Origin of the sequence: Marinobacter metalliresistant (assembly GCF_038098645.1) — a bacterium.
Taxonomy (GTDB): Bacteria; Pseudomonadota; Gammaproteobacteria; order Pseudomonadales; family Oleiphilaceae; genus Marinobacter; species Marinobacter metalliresistant.
The window spans coordinates 1,434,283-1,453,301 of sequence record NZ_CP101118.1; the positions used below are offsets into that span (position 1 = coordinate 1,434,283).

The following is a 19,019-nucleotide window of genomic DNA, read 5'->3' on the forward strand; positions in this document are numbered from 1 at the left end:
GCTGCCGATACGAGAAGAACAATGAGGAGTCTGAAGCCAGGAACAGGCCCCTGGACAAAAATGGTTTTAATGGCGAGCCCTCCCCACGGGATTATCCCTCCTGGGAGAACATTCCGATGCCACCCCGGTCAATCACTTCCAGTGCCTTGCCGCCACCCCGGGCGACGCAGGTCAGCGGGTCTTCAGCGATGATTACCGGCAGGCCGGTTTCCTCGCTGATCAGCTTGTCCAGCCCGCGAAGCAGTGCGCCGCCGCCGGTCAGAACGATACCGCGCTCGGCGATGTCGGAGGCCAGTTCGGGCGGCGACTGCTCAAGGGCGCTCTTAACGGTCTGGACGATCTGGGCCAGGGATTCCTGCAGGGCGTCGAGGATTTCCTCGCTGTTCAGGGTGAAGGCCCTGGGCACGCCTTCTGCAAGGTTGCGACCACGCACGTCGATTTCGCGGATTTCGAGACCTTCGTAGGCGCAGCCGATTTCATGCTTGATGCGCTCGGCGGTGGAATCGCCGATCAGGCTGCCGTAGTTGCGGCGCACGTAGGTCACGATGGCCTCATCGAACTTGTCGCCGCCTACCCGGACAGACTCGGCATAGACAATGCCGTTCAGAGAGATGATGGCGATCTCGGTGGTGCCACCGCCGATGTCCACAATCATGGAGCCGCTGGCTTCTTCCACCGGAAGCCCGGCGCCAATGGCCGCGGCCATGGGCTCTTCAATCAGGAACACTTCGCGGGCGCCGGCGCCGAGGGCGGATTCACGGATGGCCTTGCGCTCTACCTGGGTGGATTTGCTGGGTACGCAGACCAGTACCCGCGGACTCGGGGTAATGAAGCTGTTTTCATGCACCTTGTGGATAAAATGCTGGAGCATTTTTTCGGTGACGACAAAATCTGCAATCACGCCGTCCTTCATGGGGCGGATGGCGGTGATGTTGCCGGGGGTACGGCCCAGCATGCGTTTGGCTTCCGCACCGACGGCGGCGACCATTTTCTGGGAACCACTGGTGCGGATGGCCACAACGGATGGCTCGTTCAGAACGATTCCGCGCTCACGGACGTAAATAAGGGTGTTGGCGGTGCCCAGGTCGATGGACAGGTCGCTTGAGAATAAGCCTCGGAGTCTTTTTATCAACATTCGTGTAGTTTCAACCTGAGAGTTGCAGTCGCAGAGAAAAGATGCGGCAACTTTAGCAGTGAGCACCCCGGCAGGCAAGGCGCGAACGGGCCTCACGCCTTACGGTTCACACATTTACCTTATGGGCTGGGGCCTCCCGCGATTGTTCGAATCTGTTACCATGTCGCTTTAATTTTTTGGCTTGGGTGAAGGGCCGCTCGGAGATCTCCTTTCAAAACACGCTACGAGCACATCCATGTGCGCTTGTTTCGGGCCGTCCATGGCCCTCAACAGTTTTGAAAGGAGATCTCCGACCGACCCCGAACTTCAGAACCGCCCTCAACTTCTTAAGATTTATTAACGACATTTCATTTACCTGGGAGGCAATGCGTGACCATTTCCCGCAAGGACATCGAGAAAGTCGCTGTGCTCGCCCGCATTCGCGTGGACGAGGAGCAGGTTTCGGCTCTGGAGAAGGATCTGGGCAATATCCTGGATCTGGTGGATCAGTTGGCTGCGGCCGATACCGACTCGGTTGAACCCATGGCCCATCCGCTGAATGCGGTCCAGCGCCTGCGGGCCGATGAGGTGACCGAGACCAATCAGCGGGAGGCGTTCCAGGCGATTGCGCCGGCCACCGAGAACGGGCTTTATCTGGTTCCCAGAGTCATTGAGTGAGCCATTGAGTGATCTGACGAACAGCGATTTCAGGATTCATCATGCATAACAAATCCGTAGCAGAGCTTTCCCGGGAACTGGAGAGCGGCCAGGTTTCCAGCGTTGAGCTGACCCAGCAGTTTCTCGACCGCATCAAGCAGGAAGATGGCAAGTACAACAGTTTTATTACCGTCACCGGGGAGCAGGCGCTGGCCGATGCCCGGGCGGCGGATGAGCAGCGGGCGACTGGGAATGCGACGCCCTGGACAGGGGTGCCGTTTGCCCACAAGGATATTTTCTGTACCAACGGCGTTCGTACCACCTGTGGTTCGAAAATGCTGGAGAATTTTGTTCCGCCCTACGATGCAACGGTCACCGCGAATTTCCGCCAGGCCGGGGCCGTGTGCCTGGGCAAGACCAACATGGATGAGTTCGCCATGGGGTCGTCCACCGAGTCCAGCTATTTTGGCGCGACCACCAACCCCTGGCGTTTGGGCCAGGGTGAAAAGCGGGTGCCAGGCGGTTCTTCCGGGGGCTCCGCGGCGGCGGTGGCGGCGCGGCTGGTGCCGGCGGCTACCGCAACGGACACCGGCGGCTCGATTCGTCAGCCGGCGGCGCTTTGCGGCGTGACCGGGCTGAAGCCGACGTACGGGCGGGTGTCCCGGTACGGGATGATTGCTTTTGCCTCCAGCCTCGACCAGGGCGGTACGATTGCCCGCAGCGCAGAGGATAACGCGCTGATGCTGAATGTGATGGCGGGGTTCGATCCGAAGGACTCTACCTCGATTGATCGTGAAGTTCCGGATTACACCGCCACGCTGAACGAGCCGTTAAAAGGTCTGAAGATCGGTTTGCCGAAAGAGTACTTCAGTGATCAGCTCAGCCCGGCGATGGAGCAACAGGTTCGCAATGCGGTAAAGGAATACGAGAATCTGGGCGCGACAGTGAAAGAGGTGTCCCTGCCCAACGCCAAACTGGCGATAGCGGCCTATTACGTGATTGCGCCGGCGGAAGCCTCCGCCAACCTGTCCCGTTTTGACGGGGTGCGTTACGGCTACCGCTGCGAAGATCCGAAGGATCTGATGGATCTGTATACCCGCACCCGTGCTGAAGGCTTTGGCACCGAGGTAAAACGCCGGATCCTGGTGGGCACCTACGCGCTGTCCGCCGGGTATTTCGATGCCTACTACCTGAAGGCCCAGAAGGTGCGCCGGCTGATCCAGCAGGATTTCATCAATGCCTTCAGGGAAGTGGATGTGCTGATGAGCCCGACCACGCCCTCCCCGGCGTTCATCCAGGGCGAGAAAACCAGCGACCCGGTCACTATGTACCTGGAAGACGTGTTCACCATCGCCATCAACCTGGCGGGCATTCCAGCCATGTCGGTGCCGGCGGGTTTCGTCGATGGTCTGCCGGTGGGCCTGCAGATCATCGGGGATTATTTCTCCGAGGCGCGTTTGCTGAACGCCGCCCATCAATTCCAGCAGGTGACCGACTGGCACCAGCGTGAACCGCAATAAGCCCGGGACAGGCCCCATACAGGAGAGAGCAACTATGCAGTGGGACATTGTGATCGGGCTGGAAATTCACGTTCAGCTCGCCACCCGAACCAAGATCTTTTCCGGCTCCAGCACCGCTTACGGCGCCGAGCCCAACACCCAGGCCAACGCCGTTGACCTGGCCATGCCCGGCACCCTGCCCGTGCCCAACGAGCAGGCCTTCCGCTACGCGGTGATGTTTGGCCTGGCGGTGAACGCCGAGATTGAACGCCGCTCGGTGTTCGAACGGAAGAACTATTTCTACCCGGACCTGCCGAAGGGCTACCAGACCACCCAGCTGGAGCGTCCGATCGTCGGCCCCGGCTACGTGGACATTGATCTGGCCAACGGTGAGACCCGGCGCGTGCGCATTCACCACGCTCACCTGGAAGAAGACGCCGGCAAATCCCTCCATGAGGATTTTCATGGCATGACTGGCGTGGACCTCAACCGGGCCGGGACCCCACTGATCGAAGTGGTCACCGAACCGGATATGAATAATGCCGAGGAAGCCGTGGCGTTCGCCAAAAAACTGCACGGCATTGTAACCTCGCTGGGTATCTGCGATGGCGACATGTCCCAGGGCTCCATGCGCTTCGACGTGAACATCTCCCTGAAGCCAAAAGGCTCGGACACCCTCGGCACCCGCACCGAAACCAAGAACCTGAACTCATTCCGCTTCATGGAACAGGCCATTGCCCACGAAGTGGAACGACAGATGGACATCCTGGAAGACGGCGGCAGAATTGTGCAGGAAACCCGCCTGTACAATGGCGACCGGGACGAATCCCGCTCCATGCGCACCAAGGAAGAAGCCAACGACTACCGCTACTTCCCCTGCCCGGACCTGCTGCCGGTGGAAATTGATGACTCGTTCATTAGCGAAGCCCGCAACCGCCTCCCGGAACTGCCGGATGCACGGAAGGCACGGTTCAAGGACCAGTACGGCCTGAACGACTACGACGCCGGCCTGCTCAGCGGCGACTCCAAACTGGCCACGTTCTTCGAGGAAGCCGCCAGCCACGGCAAAGACGCCAAGCTGGTCGCCAACTGGATCCAGGGCGAATTTTCCGCCCGCCTGAATGCCGAGGAGAAGACCGTTGCCGACTCCCCCATCACCGGCGCCCAGTTGGGTGACCTGGTGGTGCGGATTGCCGATAACACGGTTTCCTCTGCTGGCGCAAAGAAGGTGTTTGAAGCGCTGTGGTCTGGCGAAAACGACAACGTGGACGCGATCATCGACGCCAAGGGCCTGAAGCAGGTGTCTGACACCGGTGCGCTGGAAGCCATGGTAGACGAGGTGCTGGCCGGGATGCCGGATCAGGTGGCCCAGTATCAGCAGGAATCCGATCCCAAGAAACAGAAGAAGATGCTTGGCGGGTTTATGGGGCCTCTAATGAAGGCCTCCAAGGGTCAGGGAAATCCCAAGCTGTTTAACGAGATTCTGGTTCGCAAGCTTGGGGGGTAAGCCTTGGGCTTTGGGTCGTGGTTTTGATTGCGGCCCCAGCCTGGTAGATGTGGGGGAGGCCTCGGCAGGAGGCTGCCCAGCTCAGAGATAAACCCAGATAAAACACTTACACGCTGCTTTTGCCGGTAACTGGCTGTTCGGCCAGCGCGGGTGGGGGCGGCTTTCCAAAACTGTGCGGAGCCATGGATGGCGGAGCCCAAGCGTCACATGGATGTGCCGCAAGGAGCGTGTTTTGGAAAGCCGCCCCCACCCGTGCGTTAACTCCAGTTTTAGAAGGCTACCTAATAAGCCGGGCCCAAAGATCATACTCATCGGCATGCTCAACCACGGCCTGAACAATCTCACCGGGCACAAGATCCGTCTCATCGTTTAGGTAGACCATCCCGTCAATCTCCGGCGCATCGGCTTTGGAACGGCCAATGGCGCCTTCTTCGTCCACTTCGTCGATCAGAACGTCGATGGTCTGGCCGATCCTGGCCTGCAGGCGGGCGGCGGAAATCTTAGCCTGTTTTTCCATGAAGCGGGCCAGGCGCGCTTCTTTCACTTCCTCAGGCACCGCACCTTCCAGTTCGTTGGCCTTGGCGCCTTCCACCGGGCTGTATTTGAACGCGCCCACGCGGTCCAGCTGGGCTTCGTCGAGCCAGTCCAGCAGGTACTGGAAATCTTCCTCGGTTTCGCCGGGGAAGCCGACGATAAACGTTGAGCGGATGGTCAGTTCCGGGCAGATGTCCCGCCACCTGCGGATGCGCTCCAGGGTTTTGCTGTCGTGGGCCGGGCGTTTCATGGCCCTGAGGACTTTCGGGCTGGCGTGCTGGAACGGGATATCCAGGTACGGCAGGATCTTGCCTTCGGCCATCAGCGGGATGATGTCGTCCACATGGGGATAGGGATACACATAGTGCAAACGCACCCACACGCCCATTTCACCCAGGGCCTCGCACAGCGACTGCATCTTGGTTTTCAGCGGGCGGCCCTGCCAGAAGCCGGTGCGGTATTTGGTATCGACACCATACGCAGAAGTGTCCTGGGAAATCACCAGCAGTTCCTTGACGCCGGCATCCACCAGGCGCTGGGCTTCGTCCATCACATCGCCGATGGGCCGGCTGACCAGATCGCCGCGCATGGAGGGGATGATGCAGAAGGTGCAGCGGTGGTTGCAGCCCTCGGAAATTTTCAGATAGGCATAATGCCTCGGGGTCAGTTTGATGCCCTGGGGCGGGACCAGATCGGTGAACGGATCGTGTTGCTTTTTCTGGGGCACGAACTGGTGAACCGCACCGACCACTTCTTCATAGGCATGAGGACCGGAAACCGCCAGAACGCCGGGGTGGGTCTCGCGGATCTTGTCGGCTTCGACACCCATGCAGCCGGTGACGATGACTTTCCCGTTTTCACTGATGGCCTCGCCAATAGCATCCAGGGATTCCTGCTTGGCAGCATCAATAAAGCCACAGGTATTCACCACCACGATATCGGCGTCGTCATAGGTGGAGGCTACGTTATACCCATCGAGCCGGAGTTGGGTGAGGATACGCTCTGAGTCCACGAGGGCCTTGGGGCAGCCAAGGCTGATAAAGCCGACCTTGCCATTACCGGTTTCTGTAGCGGGGTTCTGGGTGTTGTCTGTCATAAAAAGCTTGGAATTCCCGGAGCTCAGTGAAAGCCCACACATGAATGAAGGCCGGCATTTTACACCAGCCACGGTGCCGCCTGCAGCAAAACCTGTAACATAAGACCGGCCGGCATTTCCGGTGGCTAATACTGACAGGCGTCAATTTTTGTGACGCTTCGTTCAGAAAGGTTTAATAAAACTGCCACAATAAGCGTCAGGCTTCTTGCTGATCACAAAGTAAACAACTACACTTTCATGCGCTTATCATGAGTTTAAGTGTTTTTCTGGAAGGGATTTATGGGAAAGGCAGCCTCATTCGAAACCAGACACGCCAGAAGAGTCAACATGAAACCTGTCGCCGCCAAACTGAATCTGCGCAACCAGCAACGGGTGGACGTAGCCACCGACATCACCCTTGAAAAACCGAACGGCTGCTGCCTTACCTGTTCGATCTCCAATCTTTCACGCACCGGCGTGATGATTTCCTGCAATCAGGCAACGGTGAAGCAGTTGATTCCAGAGCAAAAGGCGCCTGCTCCCGGCAACTGGGTTGCCGTCAAAGCCCGGTTCTCGGTGCCCGTCGTTGCCACGCAACCGGTCTCCATCGTTGCAGACGGCAATATCGTTCATATGCGCCGGATTGCCAGAGATGAATTCCAGCTGGGCATCCAGTTCGCCGAGTTCGAGGGCAACGGCTTCGACTATGTCGACCGCTACGTTGCCAAACTACTGGCCGACTCCTGCAATCCAGCCTGAGCCCAAACACCCGTTTTTCGAAAGCCCTGCGCCCGCCACCTGCTATATTGTTATAGCGCCAATGTCTAGTTGACCGTCTTCTTATGCCCTTGCTGGCTCTGGTATAGTTGCGCTATCAATTCGCATAGCCACAACGGCCCGCACGGCGGCAACGGATTACCATGACCACATACAACCTCACGCATCTGAAACAGCTGGAAGCGGAAAGCATCCACATCATCCGGGAAGTCGCAGCCGAGTTCGACAACCCGGTGATGCTGTATTCCATCGGCAAGGACTCCGCGGTAATGCTGCACCTGGCCCGCAAGGCCTTTTATCCGGGTAAACCGCCCTTCCCTCTCATGCACGTGGACACCACTTGGAAATTCCGGGATATGATCGACTTCCGGGACCGCAAGGTGAAGGAATACGGTCTGGACCTGATCGTTCACAAGAACGAGGACGGCATCAAACAGGGCATTGGCCCATTCACTCACGGCAGTGCCAAGCACACCGACGTAATGAAAACCCAGGCCCTCAAGCAAGCCCTGGACAAGTACAAGTTTGATGCGGCGTTCGGCGGCGCCCGCCGGGACGAAGAAAAATCCCGTGCCAAGGAGCGTGTCTATTCCTTCCGCGACGAATACCACCGCTGGGACCCCAAGAACCAACGTCCTGAACTCTGGAACATCTACAACGGCAAGATCAACAAGGGCGAAAGCATTCGGGTATTCCCGCTGTCCAACTGGACCGAGCTGGATATCTGGCAGTACATCTACCTGGAAAATATCGAGATCGTTCCCCTTTACTACTCCGCGGTGCGCCCGGTGGTTGAGCGCGACGGCACCCTGATCATGGTGGACGATGACCGAATGCCGCTGAAAGAGGGCGAGAAGCCGATGATGAAATCCATCCGCTTCCGCACCCTCGGCTGCTACCCGTTAACCGGCGCCATTGAATCCGAAGCCACCACGTTGCCGGAGATCATCCAGGAAATGCTGCTGGCCACCAGTTCCGAGCGTCAGGGTCGCGTTATCGACCATGATTCAGCCGGCTCCATGGAACAGAAAAAGCGGGAAGGGTACTTCTAAGATGTCACACCAGTCTGATCTGATTGCGGAAGATATTCAGGCCTACCTGAAACAGCACGAAAACAAGGAACTCCTGCGCCTGCTCACCTGCGGCAGCGTGGACGACGGCAAGAGCACGCTGATTGGTCGCCTGCTGCATGACACCAAGATGATCTATGAAGATCACATGGCCAGCCTGAAAACCGACAGTGCCAAGATGGGGACTACCGGCGAAAAGCTGGACCTGGCCCTGCTGGTGGACGGCCTGCAGGCGGAGCGCGAACAGGGCATCACCATTGATGTGGCCTACCGGTATTTTTCCACCGACAAGCGCAAGTTCATCATCGCCGACACCCCGGGCCATGAGCAGTACACCCGCAACATGGCCACCGGCGCGTCCACGGCGCAGGTTGCGATCCTGATGATCGATGCCCGCCACGGTGTGCTGACCCAGACCCGCCGGCATTCCTACATTGCATCGCTGCTGGGTATCCGCCACATTGTGGTCGCCATCAACAAGATGGATCTGGTGGATTTCAGCGAAGAGCGCTTCAACGAGATCCGGGACGACTATCTGGCGTTTGCCGCCAAACTGGGCCTGAAGGACATCCGCTTCGTGCCGATTTCCGCCCTGGAAGGCGATAACGTGGTGAACAAGAGCGAGCACACGCCCTGGTTCACCGGCCAGCCGCTGATGGAAATCCTGGAAACCGTGGAAGTCGGTCGGGACAAGAACCTGGAGCATTTCCGCTTCCCGGTTCAGTACGTAACCCGCCCGAACCTGAACTTTCGCGGCTTCTGCGGCACCATCGCCTCCGGCGTGATCCGCCCGGGCGAGAAAATCATGGCGCTGCCCTCCCGGCGCACCAGCACGGTGAAAGAGGTGGTAACCTTCGACGGCAACCTTGAAGAAGCCTATATCGACCAGGCGGTCACCCTCACGCTGACCGACGAAATCGACGTCAGCCGTGGCGACATGCTGGTAAAAGCGGAAGATGAGCCTGAAGTGGGCAACCGTTTCAACGCCAACATCGTGTGGATGACCGACGCGCCCCTGGAAACCGGCCGCCTGTATGACATCAAGCTGGGCCCCACCTTTACCTCCGGCACGGTGAAGAAGATTCACCATCAGACCGATGTAAACAGCCTGGAAAGGAACGAGAATCCTTCTGCCCTGCAACTGAATGAGATCGGCCTGTGCGAACTGACCCTGAACCAGCCGATTGCCTTTGATGCCTACCAGCGGAACCACGCCACCGGCAGCTTTATCGTGATCGACCGGCTGACCAACGTCACCATCGGTGCCGGTATGGTGGCGGGCCTGGCGGATGCTGGCGAATCCCTGGATCCGGTGTCCGTTGAAGAACGCGAACGCCGCCTGGCCCAGAAGCCTGCGATCATCGCGTGCAATGGCAAGCAGGCACCGGCCCTGGCATTGGCTCTGGAACGGGCGCTGTTTGATCAGGGTAAAACCACCATCGTGCTCAGCGAAGACAATGCCGGCAATGTTGATGATCGCCGCCGCTCCGCACAGGTCATCAGCGCCCACGGCGTCATCGCGATTGTGGCAAACCTCGGCTCGGACATCGCCTCGGCTTCCATCTGCGCAGACGACAGTGAAGAAATCGCAGGCGCGGTCAGCAAACTGGTGCAAGACCTGGTGCGCAACAAGCGAATCTGAGCCGAATGACGGATGAAAGGCCCCCGCTGGCAGTGGACGCCGCCGGGGCTTTTTTTCGGATATCAGCCTCAGAACTTGGCGGCCAGAGTCAGCCAGAGCTTGTCAGTATCCACTTTTCCGGTTGCTGCATCTCCGGCCATGTAGCGAGCGTATTTAATACCTGCTGAGTAGTTCTCCGCAAACTTGCGCTGATAGACCACATCAACCTCGCTACCCAAGTCACTGGCACCGCCAGGCGAGTCACTGGCCCTGAAGTCATGATATTTGAGGGTCAGGCCGCCGCCCGCCACGGGTGCCTTTACGCTGAGCGACGCGTCTTCCAACCCGACCAGCGGGGTGTTCAGAAACTGGTCAGCCCAGCCGTTCTGACCGTGCAGGGTTGCCAGTGGTGTAGAGAAGCCGTAGTTGCCATTATCCGACCCAAGGACTTCAAGTCCCGCTGAAACAATGACACCCGCGATATCAATGCCCGCATTCAGCTTGTAATACTCGGCATCAAAATCAGCACCGCCCGATTCTGCCTCCTGAATCGCATATTCGGCTTCGTAGATTATCCCCAGCGGCTCAAGGTCATACCGGCCAACATAACGAAGCCCGACGGTGTCGAGCGAGTTGTCAACGCCTTCATCAATTTCCAGCAGATAGGCATAGCCGGTCAGCTTGCCGAGGGGTGTTTGGTAGGCAACGTTGACTATGTGATCCTTGGATGGCAGGTCCCGGCTCTCGGCAAAGATGCGGTTGCGCTGACTCAGGAAGGCGTAGTCGATTGCGAGGTTGGTTGACGGGGTGTAAGTCAGGCGGGCCGCATCAAACGTCTGGCGATCCTGGCGCCAGCCAACGTCGCCAATAAACCGGTGATTGTCGTAAGTTATCACCTGACGCCCCAACCGACCGGTTATATCTCCGAACCTGTACTGAAGGTAAGCCTGGTCCAGCTCTGTTGTCTCGGGATCGGCAATAACAGAGTAATTTGGATTCTTCCCCAGCGTGTCGTTGTAGTCGTCAAGCCCAGCCACGTTCCGAACGTCCTCAAACTCGACAAGCCCGGATAACCCATTGTAATCCGCAGTACGATAGCCAAGGCGGGTTCGCAAAGTTACGCTTTCCGCGTCTCTGAGTGCATTGTCCTGTTGCACCTGTTCGAAACGCAAGCGAAGATCTCCGTATACCTCGGCCTTACTCAGGGCTTCATGAAACCCGGTCTGTGTGGCCTGCACCGAGCCACCCATCAGGGCAATCGCTATCGCCAATCCGGCCTTTTTCGTTACACATTGCATCGCAGTTCTCCGTTTCTGTTAAACCGACTGGTCAAGAGGAGACCGAAGAAAAATTCCGAGCCGCCTCACTGGCCATTTGCCAAAAAAAAAAGCGCCTATTGAACCGAAGAAATCTCCGGGCCAATAAGCGCTTTTGCTTGAGTGACTTATTCCACGAGAATTGTGTCGCACGACACAACGCGACTCTTCCCGCTGACCTGAACCATAAGCATGGATTGCGCCAATTCTTGTTCAGGCCTTTACTCTGGCGCTTCCGACCCTTTCCCAACCTCTGCGGGGTAGCCCTGCCAAGCCTGAAAACTGCCCCTTATTCAGGCACAGGCACAGACATGGACCAGCCAAAGTGCGGGTCCCGAAGGCGGCTTCAGAGCTGAAAAGGCGATATTGCGGAATTCTCACGTGTCAAAATCGGCTTTGAACGATAATGCATCAGGATGGGTGGAAATTTGGATTTCCGCGTTTTTCATAATAAGCTGCCGCTCCTTGGACTATGGCCTTCTCTCCCATATCACTCACTGCGCAACCCATTGGATTTGACTGGCTTTACCATCCCGATGAAACGCTCATCATGGAGGCCTTTCAGTCAGGACAACGGCAACAGGGTAATTAACCATGGCAATCAAACACCTGAGGTCTGCCTTTTTTACGCATTTCCAGCCGGACCAGGCAGCCCATCTCAGTGCCGGAGACTCTCTGAGGGAGCCCGGTGGCGACTACGAGGGCCTGCACAAGCAGATGAAGCGGCTGTTTAACAGCAAGCCCGGCAAGAAATACGGACGGTTTTCCGAGGACCTGGGCGAGTGCCCGCTCAGTGCCTGGCTGAAAGACTACCTGGAAGACAGGCAAACCTTCGGCGCCATGACCGATCGCCTGTTCGGGCAGTGGCAGGAGCTGCTGACCGGCAGCCAGGAGGAGTTTGATGGCCACCTGATGATCGTGCATGACGCACTGGCCGACTCAGAGGTGGTTTATCTCTTTATCCTGGAGAACGACAGCGCCATGCGGTTTGATGGCAGTGAGTCACTGGATGCTACGGATGTGCTGAGTTTGTCCAGACTGAATCTGGCGGTTCGCATTGAGCTGGACGACTGGCGCAGCAACAACCCGGCGGAGAATTATCTGACCCTGGTCCATGGCCGCGGCACGGGTGAGCCCGGGGAGCTCTTTATTCGCCTGTGCGGGTTCACCAATCAGGTGGATGTGGAAAAAGAGACCATGACGTTCCTGGACGCGGTAGAAGCGTTCGCCAAATCCTCCGAACCGGAGAAAGCCGGCGAAGTGCGCAATAAGGCCTACGAGTTCTGCAAGGAACAGCATGCCCTGGGTGAACCGGTGGAAATCGAGGCACTGTCTGGCTATCTGGACGAAAACGAGCCGCAACGTTTCAGGGAATTTGCATCGAAAACCGCAGAGCTTCCGGAGAGCGGCGTGCTGCACCCGGATCATCGCAAGGTGAAGAAACTGGTGCGTATCGCGGGCTCCGGGGGTGGCATGAGCGTGTCGTTTTCATCCGACCTGGTGAATCAGGCGGTTTATTACGACCGCGATAAAGATGCTTTGACGATTACCCGGCTTCCCAGGGCGTTGCGGGAGCAGCTGCAGCGGTATCTGGAGGCTCGCGAGGAGTGAGGCGTCCGGAGTGGCCCGCTTCGTAACCTGAGAGCCGGGCGGGTATCCTGCACCCAAATCAGATCGCAACGGATAACACCAGAGCCAGACGGACACTAGCAACAAGCCGAGACAAAGGTGGTTGAAGAATGAGCACCTCGTTATAATACGCAGTTCCTTTTTGCTGGCGCCCCTTTAAATTAAAGCACCCAGTTCCCGGCGCACCATCCACCAGATTACGTGAGACCCATGGCTAAAAAGCTGTACATCAAAACCCACGGCTGTCAGATGAACGAGTACGACTCCGCCCGCATGGCAGACCTGCTCAAGACCGGCGAAACCGTCGAAATGACCGATTCACCCGATGACGCCGACATCCTGTTGCTGAACACCTGCTCCATCCGGGAAAAGGCCCAGGAGAAGGTGTTTCACCAGCTCGGCCGCTGGAAGGGACTCAAGAGCAAGAAACCGGACCTGATTATCGGCGTTGGCGGCTGCGTGGCCTCCCAGGAAGGCCAGGCGATTATTGACCGCGCGCCCTACGTGGACATGGTCTTCGGCCCCCAGACCCTGCACCGCCTGCCGGACATGATCACCGAAGTTCGTAGCAAAGGTAATGGCGTGGGCGTGGTGGACGTCAGTTTCCCGGAAATCGAGAAGTTCGACAACCTGCCCGAGCCCGGCGCCGACGGCCCCTCCGCATTCGTTTCCATCATGGAAGGCTGCAGCAAATACTGCACCTTCTGCGTGGTGCCCTATACCCGAGGCGAGGAAGTCAGCCGCCCGGCGGACGATGTGATTGCCGAAGTCGCCCATCTCGCCGGCCAGGGCGTCCGGGAAGTCAACCTTCTTGGCCAGAACGTCAACGCCTACCGCGGCGAGACCCACGACGGCGACACCATGGACCTGGCGGAACTGATCGAGCTGGTTGCCGCCATCGATGGTATCGACCGCATCCGTTACACCACCTCCCACCCGGTGGAATTCTCAGACGCCCTGATCGACGTTTACGAGCGCGTGCCGGAACTGGTCAGCCACCTGCACCTGCCGGTCCAGAGCGGTTCAGACCGTATCCTGGCCGCCATGAAGCGGGGCCACACGGCACTGGAGTACAAATCCAAACTCCGCCGCCTGCGCAAGCTCCGGCCGGACATCAGCTTCTCCTCGGATTTCATCATTGGCTTCCCCGGTGAAACCGAGAAGGACTTCGAAGACACCATCAAGCTGATCAACGACATCGGCTTCGATATGTCCTTCAGCTTCGTCTACAGCGCCCGGCCGGGCACGCCGGCCTCGGACCTGCCAGACGAGACACCGATGGATGTCAAGAAACAGCGCCTGAGCATTCTGCAGGACCGGCTGAACCAGAACGTGATGGACATCAGCCGCAAGATGGTTGGCAGTACCCGGCGGATTCTGGTGACTGGCCTGTCCAAGAAGGACCCCGGGGAGTATGCGGGGCGTACCGAGAACAACCGGATTGTGAACTTCCGGCATGAAAATCCGGAGGTTGTGGGGCACTTTATTGATGTCGATATTGTGGAGGCCTATCCCAATTCTCTTCGCGGGGTGCCTGTGGGTTTGGGGATGTTTTAGGCCTGGTGTTCCTATGGGTCCTGGGGCTGGTGCATGGCGAGTGGTGGTGAGCCCCTTCCCAAAAACCGCTACGAGCACGTCCATGTGCGCTTGTTTCCGGCCATCCTTGGCCTCCAACATTTTTGTGGCACAGGGGTCAGATGAAAGCTTTCATCTGACCCCAACTTCACAGCCAACTCCCCAAGAAACCGGGGGAGTATAAAACGGAGCAAGATTGAACACACACGACACCAGACAATTTGACCTGCACCCGGTGGACCAGCGCCGGCTGGCCACGCTTTGTGGCCAGTTTGATGAAAACCTGAAGATGATCGAGAAACGCCTTCAGGTAAAAGTCGGCCGGCGGGGCCATCATTTCCGGGTGGAAGGGGAAACCGAGCATGTGGCGGCGGCCGTTGAGGTTATCCGGCATCTGTATCGGGAAACCGAGGCCGCGGACGACATTCCGCCGGATACCGTGCACCTGTTCATCCGGGAAACCGGCTTTGAACGCCTGCCCGAGGACGTGCCCTATGACGGCGCAGTGTCGGTGATCAAGACACCCAAGCTGCAGGCCAAACCCCGGGGCGCGAACCAGCAGAAATACGTGCACAATATCCGCACTCACGACATCAACTTCGGGATCGGACCCGCCGGTACCGGCAAGACCTGGCTGGCGGTTGCCTGTGCCGTGGAGGCCCTGAAAGACGAGCAGGTGAAGCGGATCCTGCTGGTTCGGCCGGCGGTGGAGGCCGGAGAAAAGCTGGGTTTCCTGCCGGGAGATCTGGCTCAGAAGGTGGATCCGTATCTGCGCCCGCTGTACGACGCCCTGTATGAAATGCTCGGCTTTGAACAGGTGACCCGGCTGATCGAAAAAAGCGTGATTGAAATTGCACCACTGGCGTTCATGCGCGGCCGTACACTGAACAACTCGTTTATCATTCTCGATGAAAGCCAGAACACGACCCGGGAACAGATGAAAATGTTCCTGACCCGGATCGGCTTTGGCTCAACCGCCGTCATTACCGGCGACACCACCCAGGTGGACCTGCCCCGGGGTCAGAATTCGGGGCTGATTCATGCCGCCGGTGTGCTGAGCAAGGTGCCGGGCATCGGCTTTACCCGGTTTGAAGCGAAAGACGTTGTGCGTCACCCGCTGGTTCAACGCATTGTGGAAGCCTACGATTCTTTTGACGACGGGAGCGCGACCGGCCAGTGAGCGAGGTGACAGTAGACTTCCAACAGGTTTTCGAGGCACCCGGGGTTCCACCGGAACGGGCTTTTCAGGCATGGGCACAGTTGGCGTGGCAGGGGGAGGATCCGTCCGAGGTAACGGTGCGCATTGTCGGAACCGAAGAGAGCCAGGCACTGAATCGCCAGTATCGGGGCAAGGACAAGCCAACCAATGTGTTGTCCTTCCCATTTGAGGCGCCAGCCGGTATAACGGTGCCATTGGCCGGAGATCTGGTGATTTGCGCACCTGTTGTTGAGGATGAGGCCCGGGAGCAGCAGAAATCCCTGGACGCGCACTGGGCCCATATGGTGGTGCACGGCATGTTGCACCTCCAGGGTTACGATCATATTGAAGACGAAGATGCCGAGGTCATGGAAGCCCTCGAAGTCCGATTGCTGGCACAGCTCGGATTTGGCAATCCCTACGAAGCAGAGGAAACGGAAAAAGACTCATGAGCGACGATCAGTCGAGTCGCAGCCAGGGCAGCAAGTCCTGGCTGGAACGTATATCACAGGCCTTCTCCAGCGGGCCTGAGTCCGTCGAGGACGTGCTGGAAATCCTGCGGGACGCCGAGTCCCAGAACATCATCGATGTCGATGCCATGAGCATCATCGAAGGTGCCATGCAGGTGATCGACATGCGGGTGGATGAAATCATGATTCCCCGCTCCCAGATGGTCACCGTCAAGGCATCCCAGGACCCGAAAGAGTTTCTGGCAGAAATCATCTCCTCTGCCCACAGCCGCTTCCCGGTGATCGGCGACAGCCAGGATGACGTGATCGGCGTCCTGCTGGCCAAGGACCTGCTTCCCCTTGCCCTGAGCAACGACCTGAACTGGAACCGCATCCGGGAAATCCTGCGGCCGCCAACCTTTGTTCCCGAAAGCAAGCGCCTGAACCAGCTTCTCAAGGAGTTCAAGGAAAACCGCAACCACATGGCCATTGTGGTGGACGAGTATGGCGGCACTGCCGGGCTGATCACCATTGAGGACGTGCTTGAGCAGATTGTCGGGGAAATCGAAGACGAACATGACTTCGATGAGGAGACCCACATCAAGGCACGGGGCGATGGCAGCTACGCGGTCAAGGCGGTAACGCCGGTCGATGATTTCAACGAATTCTTCGAGACCGAATTCGACGAAGAAGAGTTCGACACCATCGGTGGGGTGGTACTCAAGGAGTTCGGACATCTGCCCAGACGGGGCGAATCGGTTGAATTCGGTGGCTTGGGCTTTACTATTGCCAACGCCGATAACCGTGTCATCCGTCTGTTGCAGGTAACCCGCAGTGAGCAATGACGTTACAAACGCCAAAGTCCTGAATACCCCGCTATCAACCAACCGCTGGCTCGGCGCGGCAACCCTCGTGGTTGCCGGCGCCCTGCAAACCCTGACCTTTTCCCCGTTTCAGTTCTGGTGGCTGGGGCCGGTCTCGGTTCTTCTGATTCTGCTGGTCACGGTTCCCCTGGCGCCGCAGAAACTGTTCAGGGCCGGATGGCTTACCGGCCTTGGTCTGTTTGGCAGCGGTGCCAGCTGGGTGTATATCAGCATCAGTGAACACGGCAACACGGCGATTCCCGTCGCCATCCTGCTGACCACCGCCTTTGTGGCGGGCCTGGCACTGTTCCATGGCCTGGCGTTCTGGTTCTGGGGCAAACTCGCAAAGAAGAATGCTATCCGCCGACTGATTCTGTTCCCTGCTATCTGGATTCTGGGGGACTGGTTCCGGGGCTGGTTGCTAACCGGCTTTCCCTGGCTGTACCTCGGTACCGCTCATACCGACGGCCCTCTTGCCGGCCTTGCGCCCTTAACAGGCGTCCACGGCATCACTTTCTGGATTACGGCTACCGGTGCTGCACTCTACGCGGGCTGGTGGCTGGTTAAACACCTGAGACCAGTCGCCGCCGGCGTAACTCTGGTGATTGCGCTGATTCCGTGGCTGATCGCTCCGGCCATGAACCGGATTGACTGGACCGAGCTCAGTACCGAGGCCACAACCTTTGCGGCCATGCAGGGCAATATTCCCCAGCAGATCAAGTGGGATCCGGAATTTCTCAGAGACCAGATTGTGACGTATCTGGGCATGACAGAAGGCCACTGGAACACCGACCTGATCCTGTGGCCGGAAACGGCCATTCCCATTCCCCAGGATCAGGCCGGCAAAATCATCGAGCACATCAGCACTGAGCTGGGCGAGAACAGCACACTGATTACCGGGATACCCTGGTACGGCTTCAGTGACCGTCTTGAGGACTTCACTTATCACAACAGCATTATTGCGATTGGCAATAGCGAGGGCATCTACCACAAGCAGAAGCTGGTCCCGTTTGGCGAATACGTGCCTTTGCAAAGCGTGCTTAGAGGACTGATCGGGTTCTTCAACCTGCCCATGAGCGATTTCAGCCCGGGCCCGGCCCGGCAGGACCCGCTCAGGGCAAATGGCATCAATATCATGCCGTTCATCTGTTACGAGGTTGCCTACCCGGATTTCGTCGCCTTCAACGCCCGGGGTTCCGGCCTTCTGCTCACCATCAGTAACGATGGTTGGTTCGGGGATTCCATCGGACCACTGCAACACCTGCAGATTGCCCGAATGCGGGCCCTGGAAACCGGCCGCTATATGCTCCGGGGCACCAACAACGGCGTGACCGCAATCATTAACCACCGGGGCAGGCTGACCAGGACCATCCCGCAATTCGAGCGCGCCACCCTGACCGGTGAGGTATACACCGCCAAGGGCAGTACGCCTTATATGCAAACCGGTTCCTGGCCGGTACTGACCCTGGCGGTCATCCTGATCGTGTTTGTCCGGGAGCGGATCATTCCTCCCGTTTCGGCCAGCGGCTCGTAACCCGCTCGTAGTAGTGGGAGCCGCAGGCTTCGCAGGGTTCCAGATGGCTGGTGGCTGTCAGGCAGCGCATGTGGCCACAATTCAGGCACTGGAACATACCCGCGGTGGCCACCTCACCTGAGATGTATTGACCCGCCTCCTTGTTCTCCAGCTTCTGTTTGAGCTCCAGGGTGTCTATCAGGGTTTTGTCGGCAACGGAGAACAGACTGTCCGCCAGTTGGTGTTCCAGCAAAGCGATATCAAGCTGCAACCATTCACTCAGGCCTTCGCCGGTTTCCTCGACGAAGTGCAGCAGGTGCTCAAGATCCCGCTGCAGATAGGCTCCCAGAAGATCCGCCTCTTCCCGGGTCATCTCCTCCAGTTCGTACTCGAACTCGACGGCTTTGCGTACTTCGTCCTCCAGCGTTTGCAGCGAGGTTTCCTCTAATTCATGGAGACGCGTTTTCACCCGCTCCAGCATTCGGTCATACACTTCCAGGGCTTTTCCTGAGAGATGGCTTCTTTCTGGTTTTGTCATAACTGCTCCTTCAAACGAACCTCGGGGTTCCAAAAAAACAAGCGTAAATCCGGACAGTTGGGGCAGGAGCCAGGCTGTGTCAGG

The 19,019-nt window shown here is 58.2% G+C and carries 16 protein-coding genes; 12 read left to right on the forward strand and 4 right to left on the reverse strand.

Going from position 1 to position 19,019, the window contains the following annotated elements; all coding sequences use genetic code 11:
• Nucleotides 1-91 precede the first annotated feature (91 nt).
• On the reverse strand, nt 92-1,132 hold the full coding sequence (locus NLK58_RS06690) for a rod shape-determining protein (RefSeq protein WP_070973515.1): 1,041 nt from the start codon (nt 1,130-1,132) through the stop codon (nt 92-94).
• A 372-nt stretch (nt 1,133-1,504) separates the two neighbouring features.
• Here NLK58_RS06690 and gatC point away from each other — a divergent pair, with 372 nt between their 5' ends.
• The 3 genes from gatC to gatB are packed head-to-tail and all read left to right on the forward strand — an operon-like array spanning nt 1,505 to nt 4,777.
• On the forward strand, nt 1,505-1,792 hold the full coding sequence (gene gatC, locus NLK58_RS06695; RefSeq protein ID WP_117617787.1) for an Asp-tRNA(Asn)/Glu-tRNA(Gln) amidotransferase subunit GatC: 288 nt from the start codon (nt 1,505-1,507) through the stop codon (nt 1,790-1,792).
• Between the two features lie 41 nt (nt 1,793-1,833).
• On the forward strand, nt 1,834-3,291 hold the full coding sequence (gatA, locus tag NLK58_RS06700; RefSeq protein ID WP_341582390.1) for an Asp-tRNA(Asn)/Glu-tRNA(Gln) amidotransferase subunit GatA: 1,458 nt from the start codon (nt 1,834-1,836) through the stop codon (nt 3,289-3,291).
• A gap of 34 nt (nt 3,292-3,325) precedes the next feature.
• Entirely contained in the window at nt 3,326-4,777 is a 1,452-nt protein-coding gene (gene gatB / locus NLK58_RS06705) for an Asp-tRNA(Asn)/Glu-tRNA(Gln) amidotransferase subunit GatB (RefSeq protein WP_341582391.1), read from the forward strand.
• A 277-nt stretch (nt 4,778-5,054) separates the two neighbouring features.
• On the opposite strand, the gene rimO is transcribed toward gatB, so the two are convergent.
• Nucleotides 5,055-6,407 (reverse strand): 30S ribosomal protein S12 methylthiotransferase RimO, encoded by a 1,353-nt coding sequence (gene rimO, locus NLK58_RS06710; RefSeq protein ID WP_341582392.1) that lies wholly within the window; start codon nt 6,405-6,407, stop codon nt 5,055-5,057.
• Between the two features lie 327 nt (nt 6,408-6,734).
• On the opposite strand from rimO, the gene NLK58_RS06715 reads away from it, so the two are divergent.
• The 3 genes from NLK58_RS06715 (at nt 6,735) to cysN (ending at nt 9,875) form a co-directional block, all read left to right on the forward strand.
• Nucleotides 6,735-7,145 (forward strand): PilZ domain-containing protein, encoded by a 411-nt coding sequence (locus tag NLK58_RS06715; RefSeq protein WP_117620302.1) that lies wholly within the window; start codon nt 6,735-6,737, stop codon nt 7,143-7,145.
• A gap of 161 nt (nt 7,146-7,306) precedes the next feature.
• Complete coding sequence (gene cysD / locus NLK58_RS06720) at nt 7,307-8,215, forward strand: sulfate adenylyltransferase subunit CysD (protein ID WP_117617791.1); 909 nt, start codon at nt 7,307-7,309, stop codon at nt 8,213-8,215.
• Nucleotide 8,216: 1 nt separating this feature from the next.
• The gene (gene cysN, locus NLK58_RS06725; RefSeq protein WP_117617792.1) at nt 8,217-9,875 is read left to right on the forward strand and encodes a sulfate adenylyltransferase subunit CysN; all 1,659 of its coding nucleotides are present in this window, start codon (nt 8,217-8,219) and stop codon (nt 9,873-9,875) included.
• Between the two features lie 68 nt (nt 9,876-9,943).
• Here cysN and NLK58_RS06730 read toward each other — a convergent pair whose 3' ends face one another.
• A complete protein-coding gene (locus NLK58_RS06730) occupies nt 9,944-11,152 on the reverse strand; it encodes an alginate export family protein (protein ID WP_117617793.1) in 1,209 nt (402 codons plus the stop codon).
• Nucleotides 11,153-11,764: 612 nt separating this feature from the next.
• Here NLK58_RS06730 and NLK58_RS06735 point away from each other — a divergent pair.
• The 6 genes from NLK58_RS06735 (at nt 11,765) to lnt (ending at nt 18,418) form a co-directional block, all read left to right on the forward strand.
• On the forward strand, nt 11,765-12,781 hold the full coding sequence (locus tag NLK58_RS06735) for a nucleoid-associated protein (RefSeq protein WP_117617794.1): 1,017 nt from the start codon (nt 11,765-11,767) through the stop codon (nt 12,779-12,781).
• Between the two features lie 228 nt (nt 12,782-13,009).
• Nucleotides 13,010-14,356, forward strand: coding sequence for a tRNA (N6-isopentenyl adenosine(37)-C2)-methylthiotransferase MiaB (gene miaB / locus NLK58_RS06740; RefSeq protein ID WP_341582393.1), 1,347 nt, complete (start codon nt 13,010-13,012; stop codon nt 14,354-14,356).
• Nucleotides 14,357-14,570: 214 nt separating this feature from the next.
• The gene (locus NLK58_RS06745) at nt 14,571-15,554 is read left to right on the forward strand and encodes a PhoH family protein (protein ID WP_117617796.1); all 984 of its coding nucleotides are present in this window, start codon (nt 14,571-14,573) and stop codon (nt 15,552-15,554) included.
• Nucleotides 15,551-16,024, forward strand: a complete 474-nt coding sequence (ybeY, locus tag NLK58_RS06750; protein WP_117617797.1) for an rRNA maturation RNase YbeY — start codon at nt 15,551-15,553, stop codon at nt 16,022-16,024. The genes NLK58_RS06745 and ybeY overlap by 4 nt, the downstream gene beginning before the upstream one ends.
• Nucleotides 16,021-16,866, forward strand: coding sequence for an HlyC/CorC family transporter (locus NLK58_RS06755; protein WP_117617798.1), 846 nt, complete (start codon nt 16,021-16,023; stop codon nt 16,864-16,866). Before ybeY ends, NLK58_RS06755 begins: the two co-directional genes overlap by 4 nt.
• On the forward strand, nt 16,856-18,418 hold the full coding sequence (gene lnt, locus NLK58_RS06760) for an apolipoprotein N-acyltransferase (RefSeq protein ID WP_117617799.1): 1,563 nt from the start codon (nt 16,856-16,858) through the stop codon (nt 18,416-18,418). The genes NLK58_RS06755 and lnt overlap by 11 nt, the downstream gene beginning before the upstream one ends.
• Here lnt and NLK58_RS06765 read toward each other — a convergent pair.
• Nucleotides 18,387-18,935, reverse strand: coding sequence for a zinc ribbon-containing protein (locus NLK58_RS06765; protein ID WP_117617800.1), 549 nt, complete (start codon nt 18,933-18,935; stop codon nt 18,387-18,389). The genes lnt and NLK58_RS06765 overlap by 32 nt on opposite strands.
• Between the last annotated feature and the right edge of the window lie 84 nt (nt 18,936-19,019).

Coding starts and splice junctions, on each gene's coding strand:
- gatA (WP_341582390.1), top strand. CDS start 1,834: ATGCATAACAAATCCGTAGCAGAGCTTTCCCGGGAACTGGAGAGCGGC.
- gatB (WP_341582391.1), top strand. CDS start 3,326: ATGCAGTGGGACATTGTGATCGGGCTGGAAATTCACGTTCAGCTCGCC.
- rimO (WP_341582392.1), bottom strand. CDS start 6,407: ATGACAGACAACACCCAGAACCCCGCTACAGAAACCGGTAATGGCAAG.
- NLK58_RS06715 (WP_117620302.1), top strand. CDS start 6,735: ATGAAACCTGTCGCCGCCAAACTGAATCTGCGCAACCAGCAACGGGTG.
- cysD (WP_117617791.1), top strand. CDS start 7,307: ATGACCACATACAACCTCACGCATCTGAAACAGCTGGAAGCGGAAAGC.
- cysN (WP_117617792.1), top strand. CDS start 8,217: ATGTCACACCAGTCTGATCTGATTGCGGAAGATATTCAGGCCTACCTG.
- NLK58_RS06730 (WP_117617793.1), bottom strand. CDS start 11,152: ATGCAATGTGTAACGAAAAAGGCCGGATTGGCGATAGCGATTGCCCTG.
- NLK58_RS06735 (WP_117617794.1), top strand. CDS start 11,765: ATGGCAATCAAACACCTGAGGTCTGCCTTTTTTACGCATTTCCAGCCG.
- miaB (WP_341582393.1), top strand. CDS start 13,010: ATGGCTAAAAAGCTGTACATCAAAACCCACGGCTGTCAGATGAACGAG.
- NLK58_RS06755 (WP_117617798.1), top strand. CDS start 16,021: ATGAGCGACGATCAGTCGAGTCGCAGCCAGGGCAGCAAGTCCTGGCTG.
- NLK58_RS06765 (WP_117617800.1), bottom strand. CDS start 18,935: ATGACAAAACCAGAAAGAAGCCATCTCTCAGGAAAAGCCCTGGAAGTG.